The sequence below is a fragment of the Ruminococcus sp. AF37-20 genome (assembly GCF_003460465.1).
Lineage (GTDB): Bacteria > Bacillota > Clostridia > Oscillospirales > Ruminococcaceae > Hominimerdicola > Hominimerdicola aceti.
The window spans coordinates 96,399-121,649 of record NZ_QTVE01000001.1; the positions used below are offsets into that span (position 1 = coordinate 96,399).

At 44.4% G+C, this 25,251-nt stretch carries 22 protein-coding genes; 16 read left to right on the forward strand and 6 right to left on the reverse strand.

Annotated elements, in window-relative coordinates; all coding sequences use genetic code 11:
- Positions 1–76: 76 nt before the first annotated feature.
- Positions 77–946, reverse strand: a complete 870-nt coding sequence (gpr, locus tag DW015_RS00465; RefSeq protein WP_117903416.1) for a GPR endopeptidase — start codon at positions 944–946, stop codon at positions 77–79.
- Between the two features lie 221 nt (positions 947–1,167).
- Here gpr and rpsT point away from each other — a divergent pair, with 221 nt between their 5' ends.
- The 3 genes from rpsT to DW015_RS00480 all read left to right on the forward strand — a co-directional run bounded on the left by rpsT (position 1,168) and on the right by DW015_RS00480 (position 4,311).
- Positions 1,168–1,419, forward strand: a complete 252-nt coding sequence (gene rpsT / locus DW015_RS00470) for a 30S ribosomal protein S20 (RefSeq protein ID WP_022287631.1) — start codon at positions 1,168–1,170, stop codon at positions 1,417–1,419.
- Between the two features lie 154 nt (positions 1,420–1,573).
- The gene (locus tag DW015_RS00475; RefSeq protein WP_022287632.1) at positions 1,574–2,419 is read left to right on the forward strand and encodes a glycosyltransferase; all 846 of its coding nucleotides are present in this window, start codon (positions 1,574–1,576) and stop codon (positions 2,417–2,419) included.
- 239 nt (positions 2,420–2,658) lie between these two features.
- A complete protein-coding gene (locus DW015_RS00480; RefSeq protein WP_038672298.1) occupies positions 2,659–4,311 on the forward strand; it encodes a glycosyl hydrolase in 1,653 nt (550 codons plus the stop codon).
- 262 nt (positions 4,312–4,573) lie between these two features.
- On the opposite strand, the gene DW015_RS00485 is transcribed toward DW015_RS00480, so the two are convergent.
- Positions 4,574–7,249 carry a YfhO family protein gene (locus tag DW015_RS00485; protein WP_181979804.1) on the reverse strand — a complete coding sequence of 892 codons (2,676 nt, stop codon included), beginning with the start codon at positions 7,247–7,249 and terminating at the stop codon, positions 4,574–4,576.
- A 233-nt stretch (positions 7,250–7,482) separates the two neighbouring features.
- Here DW015_RS00485 and DW015_RS00490 point away from each other — a divergent pair, with 233 nt between their 5' ends.
- The 11 genes from DW015_RS00490 (at position 7,483) to DW015_RS00540 (ending at position 18,151) form a co-directional block, all read left to right on the forward strand.
- Entirely contained in the window at positions 7,483–8,118 is a 636-nt protein-coding gene (locus DW015_RS00490) for a peptidylprolyl isomerase (RefSeq protein ID WP_117903419.1), read from the forward strand.
- A 213-nt stretch (positions 8,119–8,331) separates the two neighbouring features.
- On the forward strand, positions 8,332–9,111 hold the full coding sequence (locus tag DW015_RS00495) for a transporter substrate-binding domain-containing protein (RefSeq protein WP_117903420.1): 780 nt from the start codon (positions 8,332–8,334) through the stop codon (positions 9,109–9,111).
- Positions 9,112–9,179: 68 nt separating this feature from the next.
- Positions 9,180–9,872 carry an amino acid ABC transporter permease gene (locus DW015_RS00500; protein WP_117877813.1) on the forward strand — a complete coding sequence of 231 codons (693 nt, stop codon included), beginning with the start codon at positions 9,180–9,182 and terminating at the stop codon, positions 9,870–9,872.
- A complete protein-coding gene (locus DW015_RS00505) occupies positions 9,859–10,584 on the forward strand; it encodes an amino acid ABC transporter ATP-binding protein (protein ID WP_117903422.1) in 726 nt (241 codons plus the stop codon). The genes DW015_RS00500 and DW015_RS00505 overlap by 14 nt, the downstream gene beginning before the upstream one ends.
- Before the next feature lie 137 nt (positions 10,585–10,721).
- Positions 10,722–12,071 (forward strand): MurT ligase domain-containing protein, encoded by a 1,350-nt coding sequence (locus DW015_RS00510; protein ID WP_117903424.1) that lies wholly within the window; start codon positions 10,722–10,724, stop codon positions 12,069–12,071.
- Position 12,072: 1 nt separating this feature from the next.
- Positions 12,073–12,813 (forward strand): glutamine amidotransferase, encoded by a 741-nt coding sequence (locus DW015_RS00515; protein ID WP_038672291.1) that lies wholly within the window; start codon positions 12,073–12,075, stop codon positions 12,811–12,813.
- Positions 12,814–12,815: 2 nt separating this feature from the next.
- Positions 12,816–13,190, forward strand: a complete 375-nt coding sequence (locus tag DW015_RS00520) for a hypothetical protein (RefSeq protein ID WP_022287641.1) — start codon at positions 12,816–12,818, stop codon at positions 13,188–13,190.
- A gap of 10 nt (positions 13,191–13,200) precedes the next feature.
- Entirely contained in the window at positions 13,201–14,910 is a 1,710-nt protein-coding gene (locus DW015_RS00525) for a DNA mismatch repair protein MutS (RefSeq protein WP_117903425.1), read from the forward strand.
- Between the two features lie 86 nt (positions 14,911–14,996).
- Positions 14,997–16,100 (forward strand): TraB/GumN family protein, encoded by a 1,104-nt coding sequence (locus tag DW015_RS00530; protein WP_181979805.1) that lies wholly within the window; start codon positions 14,997–14,999, stop codon positions 16,098–16,100.
- A gap of 41 nt (positions 16,101–16,141) precedes the next feature.
- Positions 16,142–17,137 (forward strand): hypothetical protein, encoded by a 996-nt coding sequence (locus DW015_RS00535; RefSeq protein ID WP_117903428.1) that lies wholly within the window; start codon positions 16,142–16,144, stop codon positions 17,135–17,137.
- An 18-nt stretch (positions 17,138–17,155) separates the two neighbouring features.
- On the forward strand, positions 17,156–18,151 hold the full coding sequence (locus DW015_RS00540) for a TPM domain-containing protein (RefSeq protein ID WP_117903430.1): 996 nt from the start codon (positions 17,156–17,158) through the stop codon (positions 18,149–18,151).
- A 51-nt stretch (positions 18,152–18,202) separates the two neighbouring features.
- On the opposite strand, the gene DW015_RS00545 is transcribed toward DW015_RS00540, so the two are convergent.
- From DW015_RS00545 to malQ, 4 genes are all read right to left on the reverse strand, one after another.
- Entirely contained in the window at positions 18,203–19,003 is an 801-nt protein-coding gene (locus DW015_RS00545; protein ID WP_242993184.1) for a polysaccharide deacetylase family protein, read from the reverse strand.
- 119 nt (positions 19,004–19,122) lie between these two features.
- A complete protein-coding gene (locus DW015_RS00550; protein WP_117903431.1) occupies positions 19,123–19,677 on the reverse strand; it encodes a phosphatase PAP2 family protein in 555 nt (184 codons plus the stop codon).
- 216 nt (positions 19,678–19,893) lie between these two features.
- Complete coding sequence (locus DW015_RS00555) at positions 19,894–22,275, reverse strand: glycogen/starch/alpha-glucan phosphorylase (protein WP_117903433.1); 2,382 nt, start codon at positions 22,273–22,275, stop codon at positions 19,894–19,896.
- 474 nt (positions 22,276–22,749) lie between these two features.
- Positions 22,750–24,228, reverse strand: coding sequence for a 4-alpha-glucanotransferase (gene malQ / locus DW015_RS00560; protein ID WP_117903434.1), 1,479 nt, complete (start codon positions 24,226–24,228; stop codon positions 22,750–22,752).
- Between the two features lie 281 nt (positions 24,229–24,509).
- On the opposite strand from malQ, the gene DW015_RS00565 reads away from it, so the two are divergent.
- Complete coding sequence (locus DW015_RS00565; protein WP_117876677.1) at positions 24,510–24,728, forward strand: helix-turn-helix transcriptional regulator; 219 nt, start codon at positions 24,510–24,512, stop codon at positions 24,726–24,728.
- Complete coding sequence (locus DW015_RS00570) at positions 24,725–25,246, forward strand: hypothetical protein (RefSeq protein ID WP_117903436.1); 522 nt, start codon at positions 24,725–24,727, stop codon at positions 25,244–25,246. The genes DW015_RS00565 and DW015_RS00570 overlap by 4 nt, the downstream gene beginning before the upstream one ends.
- Positions 25,247–25,251 lie beyond the last annotated feature (5 nt).

Sequence of the window (25,251 nt, forward strand, 5' to 3'; positions counted from 1 at the left end):
TTTCACTCATACATATTAATAAAAAATTTACAATTGTTGTATACAGGTTTTACATTACCGTACCACCCGTCTTTTGTCAGCAGGTGAGAGTTTGAATGTCCTCTTGCGACAGGGCAGGGTGAACGGCACGGTTTATGCCCATTGCAATGAGCTTTGCACAGTTTTCCGAAAGTTTGTCAGCAGTTTTCGGAGCGACCATGATGTTTTCGGAGCTTTCAGGTGCTGTCTGACCGAAAATGTGCTGTGCGGCAGTGCAAAGATCTATGACCGTTGGCACGCCTATGGCAATGCACTTTACCCCGAGGGTCGAAAGCGAAAGCTCTTTTCGTGCGTTTTCGACTCCGCTTCCCGGAGAAATGCCGGTGTTGCAAAGCTGTATTGTCCTGCCAAGGTTGGTAAGCTCGCTGCAAGCCAGTGCGTCAACTGCAATGACAGCCTGCGGTGTTACACGCTCCGCAATTGCTTTTACCTGCTCTGAGGATTCTATTCCCGTGTTTCCAAGCACTCCTGTCTGTATCACTGTGACCTCGCCCAGATCGTCAGTATTAATCTCTTTTGCAAGGCTTTTTATGTGGCGGGTAGCGAAGATCTTTTCAGCGGTAAGAGGGCCGACAGCGTCGGAAGTCAGGGCATAGTTCCCAAGCCCTACCGCCAAAAAACGTTCACAACCACCGCAAAGCTCCCCTATGGCTTTTGCTATGACTTCTGCACGCTCACGAAAACTGTCGCTGTACATATCGAATGTTGAATCTGTGGCGGTAAGGGTGATGTATCTGCCGACAGGTCTCCCAAGCTTTTCGGCGGCTTCCTGTGTTTCTATGGTGATGTCCGTTACCTCAAGCCTAGCGTTTTCAATAACCTTGTTTTTGACTTTCACTCCCTGAAGCTTTTCCGCACCGCCTGCCTGAGAAAAGCTCTCCGCCGCCATATCCGTTCTAATGCTCATTTTATTCACCTTTCTGTGATATCGTGTAAGTTTTTGTGTGTTCCTACAATTTAGACCGCAAAATTTCTATATTTTTTTCAGTAAACCCCCTTGCAATTTCTTTTGAAATGTGGTAAAATATTTTACAAGGCTTGTTTAAAGGGCTTTCCGCATTTCCTCTCAGTCTGCGGATAGCTTGTGCAAATAAGTGCAAATTTATACAGAATGAGGGAGGTGTCGGTATGCCAAACATTAAATCCGCTAAGAAGAGAGTCAAGGTTATCAACACTAAGACAATGAGAAACAAGGCTGTAAAGTCTGATCTTAAAACTGCACTCAAGAAGGCTGACGCTGCTGTAGCTGAGAATGCAGAAAACAAGGAAGAAGTAGTAAGAGCTGCTATCAAGAAGGTAGATATGGCTTGCACAAAGGGCATTATGCATAAGAATGCTGCTGCAAGAAAGGTATCACAGCTTGCTAAGAAGCTTGGCTAATTTTTCAAAGTAGCTTACAAGACCGTTCCGAATGGGGCGGTCTTTTTTGTGTATTGGTCTGTACTATATAAATAGTATACTTTGTTGGTCGTAGTTGACTTTTTGGAGCTGTTATAGTATAATTGAGTTGATAATAATGCAGGGGAGGGACTCTATGACGTATCGTGTTGGAAAATATACGCTGCCTGAATACAGTGTGCTTATGTCGGTGTATGACCGTGAGCTTCCTGAGAACCTTAACGAGAGTCTTGAGTCTATGCTCATGCAGTCATATCCTCCCTCTGACTTCGTGCTTGTGTGCGACGGCAAGCTCACCTGCGAGCTTAATATCATCGTGAAGTCTTTTCAGGACGAGTTCAAGCATATTTTCCATATCGTTCAGATAGACGAGAACGTGGGCGTTGGAAAGGCTTACAACGAGGGCATAAAGGCGTGTAAATGCGATTATATCGTGAAAATGGACAGCGACGATATATCTCTCCCTAACCGCTGCTTGAAGCAGATGACCCTTTTTGCGGTGAAACCTAAGCTTGATATCATCGGCACATATGTGGAGGAGTTCGACACTGACACTGACGAGGTAGTTTCGGTGAAAAAAGTGCCTGTCATGCATAAGGATATCGCTTCATATTCCAAACGACGCAACCCTTTCAACAGGCAGTCTGTGGCTTTTCGCAAGTCCTTTGCGGAAAAGATAGGCGGTTACAGTGACCTTAAAATGTGCGAGGACTATGAGTTTATCGCACGAATGTTACAGCATGGTGCAAAGGGGCAGAATATACCCGAGGTGCTTGTGCGCTACCGCATAGATGAAAATACTGTAGATACACGCAAAAGCTGGGAGCATACAAAGGCTTTCATTCGTGTGAGGTGGATAATACACCGTTCAGGGTATACGGGCTTCCGTGACTTTTTCATGCCATGCGCTCTGCAGCTTGGCTTGTTTATATTTCCCAGAAAATTCACCCGTTGGGTATACAGAACGTTTCTCAGAAAATAATATTTTTTATATATGAAAATATGAACCTAATGCCGTGTGGGTTCATATTTTTTAGTTCAAATAAAAGTAAACGTTATCAATTTTGAACACGATGTTAAACATTAAAAATGGCTATTGACAATGATTTTTTATATGATATATTTAAAAGTATGGAATATAAAGCCTAAAGGCGAGAGCTTCGCAAAGCTTGGCTTTATAAAAATTTGAATATTTTAATTAGTAATGATAAGGAGAACATTATGCGTGAAATAATGAAAAGAACAGTTGCTGCCGTTATGGCAGTGCTTATCGCTTGTGCGGCAGCAGGCTGCAGCAGCACAGGAAACAGCAGCTCAGGCAGCTCGTCAGCAGGTGAGACTACCACTACAACAGCTCCTGTCGTTGAGGATATGGGCAACATCGACCTTTCAGACGTAACGACAGAGTATGACGTTCCTGAGGATTTCAGCTACGAGTCCGAGGCGGAAAAAGGAACTCTTTCGGGAGGTGCGGCAGTGCTTGATAAGAATTTTCTTGGAAAGTTTTCCGGTGACGGCTTCGTTTCCATAGGCTCATCGGGAGATATGGTGGAGTTCGAGATAGATTTTCCTGCAAAGGGAAGCTATAATATTACTCTCACAATGGCGGCAGACGGCGAGGGTCAGTCAAATCTTATCACTGTTGACGGTGCTGCGCTCACAAACTTCACATCAACCACAACAGAGTTTGGTGACACTATGGCTGAAAATGTGCTTATCGACGAAGGTACTCATAAGGTAGGCATAAAGGGCGACAATGGTCATATCTATATTGACAAGATAAAGATAACCCCGGCTCCTGCTATCGACCTTTCACAGTATGAGGTATCAAATCAGCTTTCAAACCCTAACGCTTCTGACGAGGCAAAAAGACTTTATAACTTCCTTACGGACGTTTATGGCAAGTATACTATCTCAGGTCAGTTTTCAGGAGATAACGAGGGTAAGGACTGCCGTGAGTTCAAGGAGATAAAGAAGCACACAGGCAAGACGCCTGCTATACTTGGTCTTGACGTTTCAAACCTTTCAAACAGCGCACTTTCACATGGCGCAGGCGGCGGAGATATGGTGCCGTTGCAGGCTATGGACTGGTACAACAACGAAAACGGTATAGTTTCACTTTGCTGGCATTGGTATGCCCCTGATAAAAACCTGGAAAAGAACGGCGGAGCATGGTGGCAGGGCTTCTATTCTGAATATACAGACTTCGACCTTGCAAAGGCTCTCAGCGGCGAGGACAAAGAGGGCTACGATTCTATCATAGCTGACCTTGACCATATGGCAGGGGTGCTTAAAGAGCTTGCAGACGCAAACGTGCCTATACTTTGGCGACCTCTCCACGAGGCGGCAGGCGACCCTAAGTATCCTGGCAACGCATGGTTCTGGTGGGGTTCAGCAGGAAAGGACGCATACATTCAGCTTTGGCAGCTCATGTATGACAAGTTCACAAACGAGTATGGTCTTAACAACCTCATCTGGGTATGGAACGCACAGAATCCTGACTGGTATCCGGGTGATGAGTATGTTGACATCATGGGCTATGACTGCTATCCTGCAGAGCAGGACAGCTCTTCACAGAAGTGGTATTATGACCTTGTAAAGTCAAGCACATCGACCAAAAAGATAATCGCAATGACAGAGAACGGTTCTATGTTCGACCCTGACGGAGCATTCAACGACGGCACACGCTGGGCGTGGTTCAGTACATGGAACGGCGAGTTCTGTATCAAGGATAAACAGCTTTCAGATCAGTACACCACATTTGACGAGTGGAACAAGATCTACAACAGCGAAAGAGTTCTCACCCTTGACGAGCTTCCAAACCTGAAATGCTATCCAATGGATACTGAAAAGTATCTGGAAGAGCATAAATAATTTCGGATAATAACAGTAGGGGCGAACAGTGTTCGCCCGTTACTTTGCACATTTTCGACCAATTCAAACAGGCTTGAACTCAACTTACAAAAATTGTTGATATCATGGCGGCAATATGCGGGCGACCTAAGATCGCCCCTACATAACAAAACTGCGGACAGTGTTTAAACTATCCGCAGTTTTTATTTTTATCATTACAATGCTTGTGCCAAAGGCGGGCGAACGCTGTTCGCCCCTACAATATAGACCTTGTGGAGTATTATCAGCTATAAATATTCAGTATGCAAGGTGCAACATAAACCACTATGATCACTATAGCTCCCGCACCGATAACAGCCACAAATGCAGCGGCTTCCAAAGTTTCTCCGAATTTCAATTTCTTTCTTATGAAGAAATATCCTGCTGTCAGCGCAATGCCTACGATAGTCAGTGCAAGACCTGCATAAAAGCCATTTGGCACGCTTGTTACAGTTATTGTGTTCTCGCCCTCCTGCAAGTCGAAGCTTACAAGGTCACCGAAAACCTTGTCATATGAAACAGCCTTGCCGTTGACCTTTATTTTCAGACCCTCCTGATATGGTATCTGAAGCACACATTTCTGTCCTGCCTTTGCGTTCACGCTTCCTGAAAGCTTGCCGTCACTGTCTGTAAGACCGACGGTCTGTGCCTGCTCAAGTGCCTTTTCAAGAACATTGTGGTGAAGCCCGAAAACGCCGTAGGAACGGCAGCTTGTGATGTCTTTCTTCAAGGTCGCACGCACGTTGACGTGTTCATTTTCAAATTCCCCAAGCTTCAAAAGCCCGTTGCTTGATTGTGACGGATAATCCATTTGCTTTATCTGACCATTCACTGTTACCATGAAGCTTCCGTTTATATCCTCGCTGAGGCTGTTTGAAAGCTTGTCGAAGCAGTCAAAATAAAGTGTCTGCTTGTCTGTCACATCTATGCTGTAGTCCATGTAGGCTACATCGCCTGTGGTGTTGAGGGTGTAGTTCGGCTTAAAGTTACTGTCGTCCTGCACACCATAGATCGTGGTGTATTCGTAGTCTGTGATAAGCTCGTCACCGTTGCCGCCGAAAAGCTGTTCAAAAAGCTTTTTCTGAACGTTGCTTCTTGTGCCTGTGGAAAGCTCCTCACTGCCGCTCAGGTCAGCGTCGGTCACAATGCCAAGGGGGAGATAGTATTCTGTCGGCACTATCTCGTAGGTATCGTTTGAATATACAGCGTCAGCCGAGCCTGTACTTTTTTCAATAAGATATTTTACTGACAGCAAAGCGTCAGTAAGCTCTGTTCCGCCATATGAGCCTACCTCCATCCAGTAAGAGGAGTAACCAAGCTGCTTCATCATGTACATATAATCACGGCTTGTGAGGGAGGTGTAGTGGCTCAGGGAATTGTAGCCCATTGAACCGACCAGATTGACCTCGAAAAGCTTGCTTGCGGTCTTTACTCTGTAAAAGCCCTCTGTTTCGTCAAGTCTGTCTGAAAGATCCATTATCTTCTGATGATTAGCCGCACGCTGAGGATTGTTCATGCTTGGGGATACCATATAAATGTTCACGTTTGCGTAGGACTCAGCCGCAACGAACATTGCAAGGAAGACAGCAAATATCTTCTTTGATATCCAGCCTTTTTTGTGTAGCAGAACGACAATCGCATAAAATGCCGCCGCCACAATGAAAAATTCAAGGCAAAGCTCAAAGGCGGTGCTGTCCTGCCAAAGGCTTGAGGTGTATTTTGATATTCCCGAGCGGTTGTTTTCAACAAAGCCCTCAGAGAAGTTGTAAAAGCCGTAGATAAGTGCCGCAAGTATCAGGAAAATAACAAAGTGGTCGCAGTTTTTCTTTCCTTTTGCAACTGCGTTTTCCGATGAAAGAAAATATCCTGCGCAGATAAGTGCAAAGAAAATGGTGATGAAAGCGTATCTGCATGGGAATGACATATAGCTTCCTGTGTGCCACATAAGGTTCGCAGGCTCTATTAAAATAGGTACGAGCATCAAAAAGAGCATTATAAGGTCGGTGTTAAGACGCTTGCTCCTCTTTTTGCCGTCAAGAAGAAATACCGCAACTATCACTATGACCGAAGCCGTTGACAACAGCAGGCAGAAGGTCGTGTAGTAGTTTGTGATGAATGAAGAAGTCTCAAGCTGTTCGATAACTGACTTTGAACGTCCGCTTGACAAAAACTGCAGGAAGCATGGTATCCATACCACCGCTGAAAGCAATGCACCAAGGAGCGAGCCTATAACAAATCTGCATGGAACGTCCTTGTATTTTTCTTCCTTGCGGTAACGCCAACAGCAAAGCGCCATGAAAAGCAGTATGAAAACAACTATCATGTAGCTGATGTAGTAGTTCACTATCATCATAAGTGTGAGCATGACAGTGTATGGGATAATGCGCTTTTTCTCAAAAAGCTCCCTGAATGCCACCATAAGAAGAGGGAAAAGATACATCATGTCAAGCCATATGTTGTTCTGATAATAGAGCATTCCATAGCCGCAGAATGCGTATATGACGCTGAGTACAGCGCCAATATAAGGATCGAGCTTTTTTTGACAGGAGCGGAAATATATCTGCGCCGTTACAGCCGCTGTCATCATTTTAAGCACTGTGAGAATGTTCACAAGGTAGATTATGTCAGCCTTGTCAACAAAAAGCACAAGCAAGGTGTAGGGGCTTGCGATAAAGAAGAAGAAAACGCCCCACAGGTCCATTCCTCCTGCGTTGTGGAAGTTAAGGAACATTCCGTCCTTGCCTGTGAAAATATCCTTGAAGTCGGTGAGCAGAGGTATCACCTGCTGTGACATATCGCACCATGATACAGTGCCGTCACCGAAAGGGTAAAGCCCATGCCGATAAAAAGCAAATCCCATTATGAGCAATACAGCCAGAGGCGGGATGATAAAAGGCAGAGCTTTTTTTAACTTATCCATTTTGTTCAGTCCTCCATACATAACATAGTTTTTATATTTTTCTTTAAAAAAACATTATAATTATACTCCATTAAGAGCCAAAAATCAATATTAAATAAGCCAACTTTAGGCTTCGTATGATGAAAATTATGTGAAAAACATGGTCTGATGTTGATTTTTTTGCAGGGAGGTGCTATAATAGGCTAGTAAAAAGGCAGAAATGCCATTAATGATGATGGAAAGGACGATAAAAAATGAAACTTAAAAAGCTATTCAGAGCATTGGCTCTTTGCACAGCAGGCGTGCTTGCCTGCGCAGTTCTTACAGCCTGCGGAGATAAGGGCGACAGCTCGTCACAGACCTCTGCGGCTGACACTGACAAGAAGTTCGTTATCACGCTTTATGCCAATGACGCACCTATCACCTGCGAGAACTTCGAGAAGTTGGTGAAGGAAAAGTTCTATGACGGACTTACTTTCCATAGAGTTGTTGACGGCTTTATGGCACAGGGCGGTGACCCTAACGGTGACGGCACAGGCGGAAGCAAGGAAACTATCAAGGGCGAGTTCTCGGCAAACGGCGTTGAAAACAAGCTGAGCCATACAAGAGGCGTTGTTTCAATGGCAAGAGCCAACGATATGGACAGTGCTTCAAGCCAGTTCTTTATCTGCTACAGTGATAAGGATACCTTCCTTGACGGACAGTATGCGGCTTTTGGCATGGTAACAGAGGGCATGGACGTTGTTGATGACTTCCTCAAGGTGGAGAGAACAACAGGTTCAGACAACGCACAGTCAAAGCCTGTTACGCCTATCACTATCGTAAAGGCTGAAATGATAGATGATGACGCAGACGGCAACCACAGAGTTCAGTTTACAATGGATTTCTAAGCTGATTTTCACAAAGAGGTGTCCCCATTGGGTGGATACCTTTTTTGTTTACTAAAATGGTTTGGCAAAACAAAAAATTCATAATTTATATATCAAATCACTGATAAAAGCTATTGCAAAAAGCCGTGTGTTCAGTTATAATATATGATATAGGTTTATGCACAGTCGGTATTTGAGGACTGTCGCTATCAATTTTTGAAAGGAATGTATGTTATGAAGAAATTTGCAGCAGGACTTATTGCAGCGGCAATGAGCGTTACAATGCTTGCAGGCTGCGGAGTGCCTGCTAATACAGTTCACAGCGTTGACGATCTGGAGGGCAAGACTATAGGTGTTCAGCTTGGAACAACAGGCGACATCTATGCTGAGGACGTTAAGGACGCTAAGGTAGAAAAATACAACAAGGGTGCTGACGCTGTTCAGGCTCTGAAGCAGGGCAAGATAGACGCTGTTATAATCGACGCTGAGCCTGCTAAGGTTTTTGTTGAGAAGAATGACGATCTTGAAATACTTGACGAGCCATTTGCTGAGGAAGAATACGCTATCGCTATGAAGCTTGACAACACTGAGCTTCAGACAGCTGTCAACGGTGCTCTCAAGGAGCTTAAGGCTGACGGAACGCTTGACGCTATCAAGGCAAACTACGTTGGCGAGGACGCTGGCAAGAACCCATACAAGTCCCCTGATAATGTTAGCAGAGATAAGGGTACGCTTGTAATGGCAACAAACGCTGAGTTTCCTCCATACGAGAGCAAGGAGAACGATAAGGTCGTTGGTATCGACGCTGATATGATGCAGGCAGTTTGCGACAAGCTTGGTTATGAGCTTAAGATAGACGATATGGCATTTGATTCTATCATCTCAGCCGTTCAGTCAGGCAAGGCAGACGTTGGCGTTGCAGGTATGACAGTTACACCTGACAGAGAGAAAAACGTTCTTTTCTCTGACACTTACACATCATCAAGTCAGGTAATAATCGTAAGAAAGAAATAATTTTTCACACTTCGGCTGTCGTAGAGCGGCAGCCGAAATTATTTTGATAAAGAACAGGAAGTGCTGAATTGAACAAATTGATCGACGATTTCCAGCAAAATTTTTTGGACGAGAGCCGTTGGCATTATCTTACCAATGGTCTTAAAACAACACTTATCATAACCTTCTTTGCGGTCATACTTGGCTTTGTGTTGGGATTTCTTGTGGCTATAGTCCGCTCTACTCATGATAAGACAGGCAAAATGAAGATACTCAACGCCCTTTGCAGAGTGTATCTTACAGTGATAAGAGGAACTCCTATGGTAGTTCAGCTCCTTATAACATATTTTGTTATTTTCGGAAGCGTGAACATAGACAAGACTCTTGTGGCTGTGCTTGCATTCGGCGTGAACTCAGGCGCATATGTGGCTGAGATAGTCCGTTCAGGTATCATGTCAGTTGACAACGGTCAGTTTGAAGCAGGAAGAAGCCTTGGCCTTAGCTATCGTCAGACAATGATAACAATAGTTCTTCCGCAGGCTTTCAAAACTGTTCTGCCTGCCCTTGCAAACGAGTGCATAGTTTTGCTTAAAGAAACCTCTGTTGCAGGATATATCGCAATTCAGGATCTTACAAAGGGCGGAGATATAATCCGTTCTCAGACGTTCTCGGCATTCATGCCGCTTATAACAGTTGCACTTATTTACCTTATAATGGTAGTTGTGCTTACTCATCTGGTAGGAAAGCTTGAAAGGAGGCTGTCGCAAAGTGATAGACGTTAAACATCTCAGCAAGTCTTTCGGCGAGGTCGAAGTGCTGAAAGATATAAACGAAACTATCGACAAGGGCGAAAAGGTCGTTATAGTTGGTCCGTCAGGCTCAGGAAAATCCACCTTTCTCCGCTGTCTTAACCTTATGGAAAAGCCGTCCTCAGGTGATATATTCTTCGAGGGCGAGAACATCACTCAGGCGAACGAGCATGAAATGAACAAGCTCAGACAGAGAATGGGCATGGTTTTTCAGCATTTCAACCTCTTCCCACATCTTACAATAAAAAAGAATATCACTCTTGCCCCTGTGAAGCTTGGCCTTATGACAGCCGATGAAGCCGACAAAAAGGCGGAGGAGCTTTTGGAAAGAGTTGGCCTGCCTGATAAGGCTGACGAGTATCCTTCAAGGCTCTCAGGCGGTCAGAAGCAGAGAATAGCAATCGCACGTTCACTGGCGATGAACCCTGAAGTAATGCTTTTTGACGAGCCTACTTCTGCACTTGACCCTGAAATGGTGGGCGAGGTGCTGGAGCTTATGAAACAGCTTGCAAACGACGGAATGACAATGGTTGTCGTTACCCACGAAATGGGCTTTGCAAGGGAAGTTGCTTCGAGAGTTCTGTTCATGGCAGACGGAAAAATACTCGAGCAGAACAAGCCGTCAGAGTTCTTTGCACACCCTGAAAATCAGCGTTTGAAAGATTTCCTCTCAAAAATCATATAGAAGCCAACACCGCACAAGGGGCGTCTATCGTCTTTGTGCGGTGTTTTTTTGTTTGCAAAGGTCTAAAATGCTTGACATTATGGGCGTTATGGTCTATTATTATTTTATACGACTTTATTTTAATAGGAGATACATAAATGAGTTTAAAAAACGCTTTCACCATTATTTTCGGCAAGCTTATGGTAAAAACTCTGCACCTGCTTGGCAGGGACGCAGGCAACTTTCCCGGGCTTGTGCTGTGGACTATAAATAAAGACTGCCTTAAGGCTTTCAAGGTGGATTGCCCTATCGTTGCTGTCACAGGCACCAACGGCAAGACCTCTGTTACAAACTATCTCAGCCATATTTTTGCAAGCGGCGGAAAGAAGATAATCACAAACCCGGAGGGAAATAACCTTGATACGGGAATATGCTCCCTCCTGCTCAATCACTGCGATATGAGGGGAAGAGTACATGCCGATTATCTTGTGCTTGAAACTGACGAGTCCCACGTTCCTGTGGTCTATTCAAAGCTCAATTTGCAGACCCTTGTTCTGCTGAATTTCTTCCGTGACCAGCTTGACAGAAACGGCGAGGTTGAAACACTCATTCTCAAGGTGAAAAAGTTCCTTGAAACATTTGAGGGCAACGTTGTTCTCAATGCCGATGACCCAAACGTGGCAAGACTTGGACTTGCTAACCCTAATAACAAGAATATCCACTATTTCAGCGTTGACAGATATCAGGGCGCAACGGATAAGCCTTATGAGGTGGGCGAGGGCAAGTTCTGTCCTTTCTGCGATACTGAGCTTGTCTATGACTATTATCAGTATTCACATATCGGCAAGTTCCATTGTCCAAAGTGTGGTTTTGGCAATATTGAGCCTGAGGTGGAGATAAAGAACGTTGACCTGACTGTTCCGTCATTTGAAGCAGACGGGGAAACATATAAGACCGCTCATAACAGTATCTATTATATGTATAACATGGCGGCTGTCTATACCGCCGCAAAGCTCTATAATTTTGATAAGGCTATTTTGCATGACACTTTTGAGCATTTCGAGGTGAATAACGGCAGACTTGAACGCTTTGAGGTAGACGGCTCAAGCCTTCTTGTGAACCTTGCCAAAAACCCTGTTGGCGCAAATATGACCCTGCGTGTGATGAACGAGCAGGCAGGCTCAAAGGAACTGCTTTTTGTCCTTAACGATAACCTTGCAGACGGCCATGACGTTTCTTGGATATGGGATATAAACTTCTCTGTGTTCAATAATGTTGACAGAGTTGTGACCTCAGGTACAAGAGCATATGATATCGCCATAAGAATAAAATGCTCAGGCTATGACCCTGACAAGATATTCGTTTATCCTGATCTTGACGAAGCAACAGCGTCACTCTTTTCCACAAAGGGTGATAAGTTCGTCATAGCCAATTATACTGCTATCCAGCCGACAAGAGCCGCAATAAAAAGATACAAGAGCCTGAAAGAAAACGGGGAGGAAAAGTAAAATGGAAAAACTGAAAATTCTTCATATGTATCCTAATATGCTTGACCTCTATGGCGACAGCGGCAACGTTGAAGTGCTTTCTTACCGCTGTAAAATGCGTGGCATAGAGCTGGAAGTTTCAAAGCATCTTATTGGTGACAAGGAAACTGATTTCACCCAGTATGATATCATCTACCTTGGCGGCGGTGCTGACTTTGAACAGCAGATACTTGCAGATGACCTTGTTTCCTGCAAGGACAGTATCATGGAAGCTTATAAGGCAGGAACATTTTTTCTGATGATATGCGGCGGCTATCAGCTCATGGGTCAGTATTATAAGGACTCAAACGGTGAGAAAGTGCCTGGTCTGGGGCTTTTTGATTACTATACTGTGGCGTCTACCGATAAAAGATGCAGATGTATCGGTAATATCGTTATAGAAGCTCAGCTTGACGGAGAAAAATACAAGGTCATAGGCTTTGAAAATCACGGCGGACAGACCACAAACGTCAAGTCGCCATTCGGAAAAGTCCTTTCAGGCAACGGCAATGAGTTTGAAAGCAGTACCGAGGGCTATATGGAAAAAAGCGTTATCGCAACCTATCTCCATGGTCCGCTCCTGTCAAAAAATCCAAAGGTCAGCGACTATGTTATTTCATATTGCATGAGCCGTAAGCTTGGCGAAAAGTATATCCCCGCACCTATAAACGATAAGCTTGAAGAAGATTGCCGCAAACAGCTTTTTGAGAGGCTTGGTGTGTAAAAATGTTTTCACTGTTCAAAAAGAAGCAGGCTCAGAGCGAGCCGCCTCTGAAAAAGAAAATAAAGGATATGAAGTGCAGAAAAATAAACTACGTTGACGAGGGCTTTGATACCCTCGCTTCGGAAATGTCTGCCGACCCGAAAGCTATTCTCAGGCTCAAGCCTGTGAACTATTATGCCATAAAAAATAAATATATCATGGGGAAAGTTTATACATCTGAGGATTATCAGGAGAACTATGTGCAGTTTTTCAGATACGAGTATGACCACGAGTGCGGAAAAACTGATATCTACCCCCTAAGTGCAGAGCTTATGTCAAAGGCTCTTGCGAAGGTGGGCATAATAATAGACCTGAAAGCCCTTGCCAAAGACCAGTGAGGAAACGAAAATGGCTTCAAAACTTGACGAATTTGATATGAAAGCCCCTGTGGCTGATCTGCTTTATCCCTCTGTGGAAAAGCACAACGCAATGAAAAAAAGAGCTGCCGCCCTTGAAAAGCTCCCCAGAGCCTTTGTTGACAATCTGGAGCTTGAAAAGGTGGCTGATTTTATCACGCCCCATTACCAGTATCGTGTAATGAGGCTTTTTTGTGAGGTTTGCGACGATGAGGAGGTAATAAACTACCGCCTTGATATCCTTGATGATTTCATAAGGCTTCCGTCATTGTCTGCCACCATACGCAAGGTGATAAACGTCATGGTGGAAAATGACAGAAAGAACATCTATAATCTTACTACTCCCGACAGCTTTTCACAGCTTGATGATGCCATAAGCGGCTTTGACGCTTACATACAGTGCATGGAGATAATGCACGATTTTTATGGAAAAATGAAAGATAAGATACGTTCAGAGGGCGTAAAAAAGCTATTTGCGTTCTTTGAGGAGCATTATGGCGATAAGCATTATATATCTCTTAAGGGTGAGATAGAGAAGCTTAAAAAGGCACTCTATGACCGTATTCGCAGCGTTACAGTCGCTATAAACCTCGATGAAAGGTTAGTTCCTGTTTCAGCAGGCATTATAGAGCTTTCAAAAGAGCGTTACGATATAAAACCGTCCCTTGTTGACAGGATACTTTACCATGGGGCAAAGTTCAACGATAAGGCTGTTGTGAAAAATCTCAGAAAGAAGTATAATGACAGCGAGGTGTCTGACGATAAGCTTATCAACACTGTGGATAAGACCCTTTTTGACGAGCTTAGCGATCTTACTGATACTTTTGTGAAAATGATAGACAAGGTGCTTGCTGAGTATCAGAAAGCAGGCATTGCCGATATGCGCTATATAGACTATCAGCTTGAATACTACATGGGCGCAGTGGCTATGATAGAAGCCTGCGAAGATCAGGGGCTTAAAATGTGCCGTCCGAAAATTCTTCCTGCAGGTGAGAGAAAAGCCGTCATAAAGGATATCTTTGACCCTGTTTATTTCCGTGAAGCCAGGATATATAATCTTGACCACAAGGAGAAAAAATCCGTTGTCACAAACGATATCACCATGGGAGGCGACAGCGAGGGCTTTTATGTGCTGACAGGCGCAAACAATGGCGGAAAGACCACATTTCTCCGTGCGGTCGGTCTGTGTCAGATAATGGCGCAGACAGGACTTTATGTGCCTGCTTCATACTGTGAAATATCCCTTGTGGACTATATCTACACTCAGTTCCCACAAGAGGAAAAAACAGGCATCGACACCAGCCGTTTCACCACAGAGATAAAAGAGTTCCGTGAAATAAGCGACACTATCACAGCAAACAGCCTGCTTCTTATGAACGAGTCTATCCAAAGCACAACCCCAAGGGAGTGTGTTGAGGTCGCCTGCGAGCTTTTGAGGATATTCTGCAAAATGGGCGTAAGAGGAGTTTTTGCAACACATCTTGTGGATATCGCATACAAGACCGTGGAGCTTAATAAAGACAGTACCCTCAGAACAAAGCTTGCAAGCATTGTCGCCGACGCAGATGATGAAACAGGAGAGCGAAAGTATAAGATAGTCCGTGGAATGCCCCGTGACAACAGCTTCGCTCAGACTATCCTTAAACAATACGGCATAGATATGGAAACGATAGAAAAGCGTATAAGAGAGAATAAAGCCTGACTATTACAAAATTGTAACCATACTTGAAAATTTCTTTGATGTGTGATATACTGAAACATACAACTATGAAGACAGGAGATAAAACCATGAAAAAGATACACAGAACATTGAGCCTTTTTACAGTCGCTGCAATGTGCGCTGCACTTCTATGCTCATGCGGAGAGGTGCCTGACAGCTCACAGACCGACAGCAGCTCAAAGGCAGCCACAACTACAACATCCGACACAACGGCTGATACAACCACCACAGGGGAGGCGAGCAGTACAGCTTCTGCCACTTCTGCACCTGACAGCAGTGTTTCAGACAGCTCATCAGCGGTAACGGACGATACAAAGACGAACGGTATCACACCTGCTATGTGGAAAGTGACTTCACCTGAGGGCAACACAATGGTGATGCTCGGCTCTTTCCATGCACTGAAAGACGAGTGCTATCCGCTCCCTGAGGCAGTAACGAATGCGTATAATAATGCCGATATCCTTGCGGTGGAGTGCGATATAACCTCCACAAGCGAGGACGGCGAGTATATGAAAAATCTTATGAAGCAAATGCTTTATAATGATAACACAAAGCTCAGCCAGCATATTTCCGAGGAAGCATATTCTGCCCTGAAAACATATCTCGGCTATTGGGGCATGGATATCTCCGCCCTTGAGGTCTACAGACCATGGGCTGTTTCAAGCACCCTTGATACCCTGCTTATTCAGGATTCCGGCTTTGACTCGGAAAAGGGTCTTGACAACTACCTTCTTACCACCGCCCATGCAGACGGTAAGGAGATATATGAAGTTGAGTCGGTGGATTTCCAGATGAATATGCTCATAAACTTCTCTGACGATATCTATGACCTTATGTTCAGAAGCTACGAGGGTGAAACCAAGGAGAGCCAGAAGCAGGCTCTTGAAGACCTCTATACCGCATGGAAGTCGGGGGATATCGAAACCTTCCTTGAGGAAGATAACGAGGAGGAGCTTGCAGGCTATACCGAGGAGGACAAAAAGATCGCCGAGGATTATAATAACCAAATGCTCTATGACAGAAACAAGAACATGGCAAAAGCTGCCGAGGATCTTATGTCTCAGGGCAAGAACGTGTTCTATGTTGTTGGTGCGGCACACTATGCAGGCGAGGGAGGAATAATCGACCTGCTTGAAAAAGACGGCTACACAGCCGAGCGTGTGCAGTATTGATGGATTTATGATTTGTATAGGGGAAAGGGGTAAAAAAATAAATGCCACATTCATCAGGGGGAGGCTCTCACAGCGGAGGGTCACACAGCGGCTCAGGCTTTTCCGGCTCTTCATCAAGCTCGGGAGGGTCGAGCGCTAAACACATAAAGCACACAAGCTTTCCCGGGGCAAGAAGATACGTATACTATGAGAACTATCGTCCTGTCTATGTCTATGCTGACTATGATATTCGCAAGGGGACCGCTTCAGGTAAGTTTTTCAGTATACTTGGCAGTGCTGTCAGCCTGCTCTTTGGTATCATGCTTCTTGCCATGTGCTATGATAAGCCGCAAAAAATGGATACAAGTCCATCTTATCACTGCGAGATAAAGGATACGGCAGGGGTCATTGATGATATGGACAAGGTGCAGAATGCAATTGTTGATTTCTATGACGAAACCGGTATCCCTGTGGAGATAATGACAGTGAACAACGAGGATTGGCAGGGAAGCTATTCAAAGCTAGAGGAATTTGCCTATGATATGTATGTGACGGAATTTGACGACGAGGAGCATTGGCTGGTGGTTTATTCTGAACCTACATCTCCCGACCCTGATTTTAACGATTGGTACTGGGAGGGTATGCAGGGCGATGATACCGACAATATCATAACTGTAGATGTAGCAGACGATTTCAAAGATCTTATGCAGAAATATCTTACCGCCAACAGCCGTTATGATGTCAGCTCTGCTATAGCAGCGGCTTTTGATGAAACTACACCAAACGTTATGGACGGTCATGTAGAGTGGCTGTTTGTGATATGGGGACTTCTCATGTCAGGTATCGGGGCTTATGAGATATATCAGACGCTTATCACGAATAAAAAGGCTTACCGAAGCGCAGTGAAATGTGCAAATGATGCAAAAGAGGACACCTGCGAATACTGCGGAAATGTCTATGTTATCGGCACTTGTCATGAGTGCCCACACTGCGGAGCACCGCTCAGACCACATAACGTGGAAACAGAACAGCCTGTCGCAGATACCACACAAAAATAAGAAAGGGGTAAAAAATAAATGCCACATTCATCGGGAGGCGGCTCTCACGGAGGAGGATCACACGGAGGCTCGCATCACAGCAGCCATTCACACGGAGGTTCAGGAAGAAGCTCACGCCACACAAGAAGCACCTACTTCCCGGGTGCAAGAAGATTTGTATATTATAATCATCACAGACCTGTCTATGTCTATGCAGATTATGACATAACCGAAAAAAGAAGTCCTTTGAGATTTCTTATGCTGTTTTTCTATCTGCCGTTTATTTTATTCACATTTTCTATGTTTGCCGAGGCTTATCATCACCCTCACAAGCTTCCCCAGAACTATGATTATAAAATAGTTGTGGAGGATAATGCAAATGTCCTTGGCAACACCGCAGAGCTTAGGAACTCGCTGGTGGCATTTTATAACCGCACCGGTATCTCACCTGCGGTCATAACAGTGGAAAATTCCGATTGGCAGGGAATTTATTCAGACCTTGAAAACTATGCCTATGATCTGTATGTGAACCACTTTGCGGACGAGAGCCATTGGCTCATAGTTTACTCTACCCCTGACGGTTATTCTTCCTCTGACGGCTTTGAGGATTGGTATTGGGAGGGTATGCAGGGCAATGATACAGATGATGTTCTTACAGAATCAGTAACGAACAGCTTCAATGACGAGCTGCAGAAAAATCTCACGGCGAGAACACGCTATACAGTGTCCTCGGCTATCAGCACATCATTTGACGACCTGACGCCTACCGTAATGAAGAGTAAAGTAAATTGGACTATGCTATTTACTTCAATCGCCATTCTGGCCTTTGTGTGTCTGCACGCCTGCCTTATGATAGGCATAAATCCAAAGGCGAGAAAATATGCCAAAGCAAAGCCTTGTTCTGATGCAGCTCAGGAAAAAGCTTGCGAATATTGCGGCTATACCTATGTCGTAGACACCTGTACAGAATGTCCTCATTGCGGAGCGCCTATCCCACCGGAGGATCAGCCTATATCTGTTTCACAAAGCATATGATATTAAAAACCGCCTGAGAAGCTTTTCCTCTCAGGCGGTTTTGTATTGTATTTAGCCGTACATCTCAGTCTGCTCAGCGTAGCTGTAAATGATCTCGGAGTCAGGGTCAATGGCAACTCCCTTTGCGTGGAAAAGCTCTGTTATGGTAACGAACTCGTAGCCCTGTTCTTTGAGGGCAGGGATTATCTTGTCAAGGGCTGCAACTGTCTGAACATTTCCGTTCATATCGTGAAGCAGGATAATTCCCCCGTCCTTAGCCTGTGCAAGCACCTTTTCAACACGCTCCTCAACACCGACAGCATTGTTGTAGTCCTCTGCGCCGTATCCGCATATAAACGGCATATCTATAACGTCAAACATTGTCTGGTTCACCGCAATATATGGCGGACGGAAAAACTGTGGACGTTCGCCAACAGCCTCTTCCACCTTGTCAGAGGTAAAGTCTATCTCGGCCTTTATTTCCTCTGCGGTCATTTTTGTCATGTCAGGGTGGCTCTGAGAGTGGTTTTCAATGTCACAGCCCATGCTGTAAGCACGCTTCATGACCTCTGCACTCTCGTCTGTGATGTTGTTTCCGATAACGAAAAACGAAGCTACAATGCCGTGTTCTTCAAGCTTGTCAAGCACAAGGGGCGTGGTGTCCGTATTTGGCCCGTCATCAAAAGTGAGGGCTATCACTTTTCCGTAGTCAGACTTGTCACGAAGCTGTCTGCGCTTATTCTGTGAACTGCTGTCCTCAGCCTTTGAGCTTTCTTTTTCCGGACTGCTGTTTTCACCAGTCCCACAGCCCACTCCCATAGCAAGGCTGAAAGCCACAGCACCCATAAGAATAGTTTTAAGCACCTTTTTCATAAGATTTTCTCCTTCATATTTATTATCTCTATGATAGCATATTTCCACTTGATTTTCAATAGAATTTGATGATAAAGCAACAAAAAACGAGCGGTCAAAAACCGCCCGTCAAATGTCTTTCATTTTTCAGAATGTTTCTTGTCCTTGAAGAATTTTCTGTATATTGCCACTGTGATAACAGCATATATCGTTCCCGTTAGAACGCCTGCGATAACGTCGAATGGATAGTGTACACCAACATACAGCCGTGAGAACGCAATGAGTGTTGCCACTATAAGTGCAGGCACGCCGTATTTTTTCGGCATCTCCATGAACATTACCACCGCCACTGCAAAGGAAGCCCCTGAATGTCCCGAGGGAAAGGAGAAGTCCGATTGTGCCCCTATTATCCTGTTAAGCCCCTCGACCACCTCGTAAGGTCTTGTTCTGGCAATAATGTTTTTCAAAATAATGTTGTTTATAAGAAAAGTCACCGCCAGCGAGCATGAGCACACAAGTCCCGTCGTCCTCGTCTTTTTCAGTATGAGAAGTAAAACGCATATGCCTATCCATAACGCACCTCCGTTTGCAAGATATGTTATGAACTTCATTATGGGGTCGAGCCACCCTGCACGCAGGTTGTCCTGTATCCATAACAGTATGTCGCCGTCTAGTTTAAGTAAGGTGTCTAACATTTATCCTCCTGCCATTTATGTAAATCTATCCCTTGAATATATTTACACTAAAACTGACAAGCCTGTCAAAAAACGAGCCTGTCCTTTGTGTATTAATGCTTTAGTTCATATTTTCGCAAATTAATATTATGATAAGTTCATTTTCGTGTATAAAAAGCTTAAAATCATGTGTCGTACCCTTAACAAATTCAATTTGCATAGAAATTTGATTTCCAATTACAGCTTAACAGGCTCTATCTTCCAGATGTTTTCTGCATAGTCCTTGATAGTTCTGTCAGATGAGAACTTGCCGGCATTGGCAATGTTCAGCCAGCACTTCTTAGCGAATGCAAGCTTGTCCTTGTAGTCTGCGTTGACCTTGAGCTTTGCCTGAACATAGCTTTCAAGGTCGCCAAGAACATAGTAGTGGTCAGGAACGTGCCAGCTTGCACCGTCAGTGAGTGCCTTGTAAAGCTCCTTGAAGCTGCCCTCTTCGTTGGACGGAACGCCGCCGTCTGAAAGACTGCCGTCAATAAGCTTGTCAAGAACACGCTTTATCTTGTCGTTTGAGAAAAGTATCTCCCTAGGGTCATACTTTGGCATTATCTCAGCCAGCTCCTCTACTCTTGCACCGAAGATGTAGTTGTTCTCCTCGCCTGCCTCCTGAACGATCTCAACGTTAGCTCCGTCATATGTTCCCAGTGTAACAGCACCGTTGAGCATAAGCTTCATGTTGCCTGTACCGCTTGCTTCAGTGCCTGCCGTAGATATCTGCTCGGAAACATCAGCCGCAGTAACAAGCTTTTCCGCATAGGAAACGTTGTAGTTCTGTACGAAAACTACCTTGATAAGATCCTTTGTGTCAGGGTCAGCGTTCACAAGCTTGCTTATCTCGCCAATAAGCTTGATGATAGCCTTAGCCCTCCTGTATCCCGGTGCAGACTTAGCACCGAAAATAAATGTTGTCGGTGTGAAGTTCTTTATAGAGCCGTCCTTGATGCCATAGTAAATGTAAAGTATAGACAAAGCGTTAAGGAACTGCCTCTTGTATTCGTGCAGACGCTTGATCTGAATGTCAAAAATAGTGTTCGGGTCGATATCAACACCGTCATGCTCCTTTACAAAAGCGGCAAGGCGGTTTTTCTGCGCCTCCTTAACAGCCATGAACTCGTTAAGAACAGCTTCATCATCAGCATATTTTTCAAGCTTTTTAAGCTCGTCCAAGTCCTTCACCCAATCTGCATTGCCAAGAAGCTTTGTGATAAGTGCGGAAAGCTCAGGGTTGCAAAGTGCCAGCCAACGTCTTTGAGTGATACCATTGGTCTTGTTCTGAAATCTCTCAGGATAAAGCTCATACCAATCCTTAAGAGCGTCCTTTTTCAGTATCTCAGTGTGGATAGCCGCAACGCCGTTTATATAGCTTGAAACATAGATAGCCATAAACGCCATTTTTACCATGTCGTCGCCAACAGGGGAGAGCGTTGAAATATATTCTCTGTCCTTTTTGAGAGCGTACATATCCTTTATAAAACGCTCGTTTATCATAAGAATGTATGTGTAGACCTCAGGCACTACCTTTTCCACAAGTCTGCAATCCCACTTTTCAAGAGCCTCAGCCATGATAGTGTGGTTTGTGTAGTTGAAGACCTTGTGGGCGATCTCAAAAGCCTTGTCAAAGTCATAGCTATGCTCAGCACAAAGCTGTCTTATAAGCTCTGGCACAGCGATAACAGGGTGAGTATCGTTAAGCTGGATAGTAATATAGTCGCCAAGGTTGTCAAGAGTGCCGAATTTAGCCAAATGCTTTTTGAGAATATCCGTCACAGAAGCGGAGGAGAAGAAATATTCCTGCTTGAGCCTGAGTATCTTGCCCTCTTCACAGTTATCGTTAGGGTAAAGCACCTTTGAGATGTTCTCAGCGTCATTTTTAGCCTTTACGGCACCGTCATAGTTACCGCAGTCAAACTGAGCGAAGTCGAAATCCTCCACGCTCTCAGCCTGCCAAAGTCTGAGTGTGCCCACATTTTTAGTACCAAAGCCGATAACAGGCATATCATAAGGCACAGCATAAACAGTCTGGTCGCCGTATTTAACGACTACCTTGTCATTTTCGCATCTCTTAGACCAAGGGTCGCCGTACTTAGTCCAGTTGTCAGCCTCTTCCTTTTGGAAGCCGTCAACTATTTTCTGCTTGAAAAGACCATACTTGTATCTTATTCCGTAGCCGTCCAAAGGCAGGTCATGAGCGGCGGCGGAATCGAGGAAGCAAGCGGCAAGTCTGCCAAGACCGCCGTTGCCCAGGGCAGCGTCCTCTATTTCTTCAAGGTCATTAAGACTTCTGCCGTGAGCCTTCAAAAGCTCGTCCACCTCGTCAGTGATACCAAGGCAAAGAAGGTTGTTGTAAACGGCTCTGCCCATAAGGAACTCCATAGAGAGATAGCAGGCTCTGCGGCTGTCAAGGTGAGCCTTTCTGCTGTTCTCCCAATCGCTGTCAATAAGCTCCATAACAGTAGCCGACAGGCTTTCGTGGAGCTGCCAAGGCAGAGCTTTTTCAACGCTCGTGCCAAACTTCTTTTTCAGGTCTTTACTAAGTTCACTGTAAAACAGTTCTTTGTTCATTGGTTTTTATCCTTTCTGATATTTTATGTATTCTATTGTATTTTGTACTTTGTTATTATCCGTACAACGTATGGTATTGGTGAACATTGTTTGCCCGTCGAAGAAACAAGCAACGATAACAACATGGCTCAATAACCATAAAAATTTTCCCACCGCACAGTAGGGGACGGCGCCCTCGACGTCCCGCTCGAAGTGACAAGGTTTAAATTATCCAGAATTTGTGCAGAGCAACATTGTGCGGATAACACAAATGAGGTTGCAGTCGAAACGTCGAGGGGTGCGCAAGTCCTTCTGCCGCAAAATCGCTGTCGCTCTTTGCGGATCTACGTTGCGCTAAGGGATAGAAAAGCGGTGCAGATTTAATTCTCCGATATTACTTTTATATGGTATCTGACTTCTTCATGCTTGTGATTTGTTCGGTCGGCTATGCACATTCCTCACTCCTCACTCCTCACTCCTCACTTGAGCGTTGCTCTATCTTCCATACACCACAGTTATCTTCGCCAATCTCTCCGCCAAAGTATCATCAAGCTTATCAAAGCTTTCCAATCTCCACTTCCAATTTGCTCCCACTGTTGACGGTGTATTCATTCTGGCTTTATCGTCAAGGCAAAGTATATCCTGCATTTGTGCGATAGCTGTATCACACACGCTGGACCAACAAAGTCTTACCATTGCCCAAGGCACGAACTCGTCTTTTGTAACTCCAAGATAGTCCTTGCAGTAGCTTCTGGTCTTTTCGTCACAGCTCTTTATCCAGCCAAGTATGGTTTCGTTATCGTGCGTACCAGTGTAGCAAATGCTGTTTGTGGTCTTAAAATTGTGGGGCAGATAGCCGTTTGTATTATCAGAATCAAAGCCGAACTCCAGCACCTTCATGCCGGGATATCCGCTTGCGTTGAGCATTTTTACAACGTGCTTTGTAAGGAAACCCAAGTCCTCTGCGATTATCTTCACGTCCCCAAGCTGTTTCTTGACTTCTTTGAAAAGCCTCATGTCAGGACCTTTTCTCCACTTGCCCTTTTTGGCGTTCTTTGCACCGTATGGTATGCAGTAATAGCTTTCAAAGCCCCTGAAATGGTCTATTCTCACCACGTCATAGGTGGCAGAAGCCGCCTTAATACGCTCTACCCACCAGCGGAATTTATCTCTCGCTATGTATTCCCAGTTGTAAAGAGGATTGCCCCAAAGCTGACCGTCTGCCGTGAATGCGTCAGGTGGACATCCTGCCACCTCAACAGGCTTTTTCTCCTTGTCAAGGCTGAAATACTGCGGTGTACTCCACACCTCAACACTGTCATATGCCACATATATGGGGATATCGCCTATTATCTCGATGCCCTTTTCGTTGGCATAAGCCTTTAGCTTTTTCCACTGCTGGAAGTATTTATACTGCACAAAGCACCAGAAGTCTATATCATTTGCATATTCTTTTCTAGCACTTTTTATCGCCTTAGGCTTGTACATTTTCAGCGGTTCGTCCCATTCATACCAAGCCTTGCCCTTGTTGGCAAATTTCAGTGACATAAACAAAGCGTAATCGTATATCCAGTCTTTGTTTTCCACCACGAATTTTGAGTATGCCTTTTCAGGCTTCTTGCGAAAACGCTTGTGTGCCGTCCTAAGCACCTTGAAAATGACCTCGTATATCTTGCCGTAGTCAACAGACCCTTTGTCATCGCCCCACTCAATATCCTTGTATTCCGCAGGTTTCAGATAACCATCTTTCTCAAGTGCCTCAAGGTCGATGAAATACGGATTTCCTGCGTGAACAGAAAAGCTCTGATATGGCGAATCACCATAGCTTGTAGGAGATATAGGAAGTATCTGCCAACATTTTTGGTGAGCCTTTTCAAGAAAATCCACAAAAGCATAAGCCTCCTTGCCAAGCTTGCCGATACCATAATCGTTAGGCAGAGAGGATATGTGCATTAAAATACCTGACTTACGCATAAAATGCTCCTTTCATGTCAAAACCGCACCCATGTGAAAATTTCAGTGCAGTCACATATAATACATCATTATGATTATACTACTTTTCAGCCATTTTTGCAATAGAAAAACCGCCATATATTTCAGTTAAGAACTATTTTAATTTTGCCGCCCTGACTTGTCATATAAAAATGATCCTGACATAATGAAAAAATATCGAGAAAAATGCAAAATATACTTGACATTTTAGAAAATATGATGTATGCTATGATCAACGAGAAAGAAAGGAGCGGCTGCAAAACTTGAAAAATAAAAAAATGAAAATAGCAAGGCTTGAAAAGGATATGAACCAAGAGGATCTTGCAAAAGCCGTTGGCGTAACAAGACAAACTATCGGAATGATAGAATCAGGCAATTATAACCCGACCTTAAAGCTTTGTGTCGCTATCTGCGACGCTTTGGATAAGACTCTCAACGACCTGTTTTGGACAGAAAAGGAAGAAAGGAAAGATGACAAATGAAACTTAACAAAGAAAAGCTTGAAACTCAGATAACAGATGGTGTTGACGAGCGTGTCAAACAGGCGAACGATTCAGCCCTTGCGGCAGTGGGCATAGTGTCGATATTCTGCGTGTTGATCTCGCTTTTGTATCGGTTGTATACCGACCAGAACCCGTTGCCTGATCTTATAAGCGTTGTGGTGATGATGATAACCTATACGGTGGTGAACAGTAAAAATCATATTTATGATATACCGAGATCATTCACAGGCAAGACTCTTGACACAGGTACGGACAAAAAGAGCAGAAAGAGCAGAATTAAGTTTTATGCTCTTGATTCATTGGTCTTTGCAGCCATGTTTACCGTTATAGATCTGGTTGTCGATACGAAATTCAGCGTTTCCTCTGCTGTATTAGATGTAGTTATAGGCTTTGCAGTATCTATGGTGATCGACTATCTCCTGCATGAGCACACCATAAAGAAATACAATAAGTATATCGATACATTGGAAAATGATAACGACGAAGAAAATGAGTAAAAAAA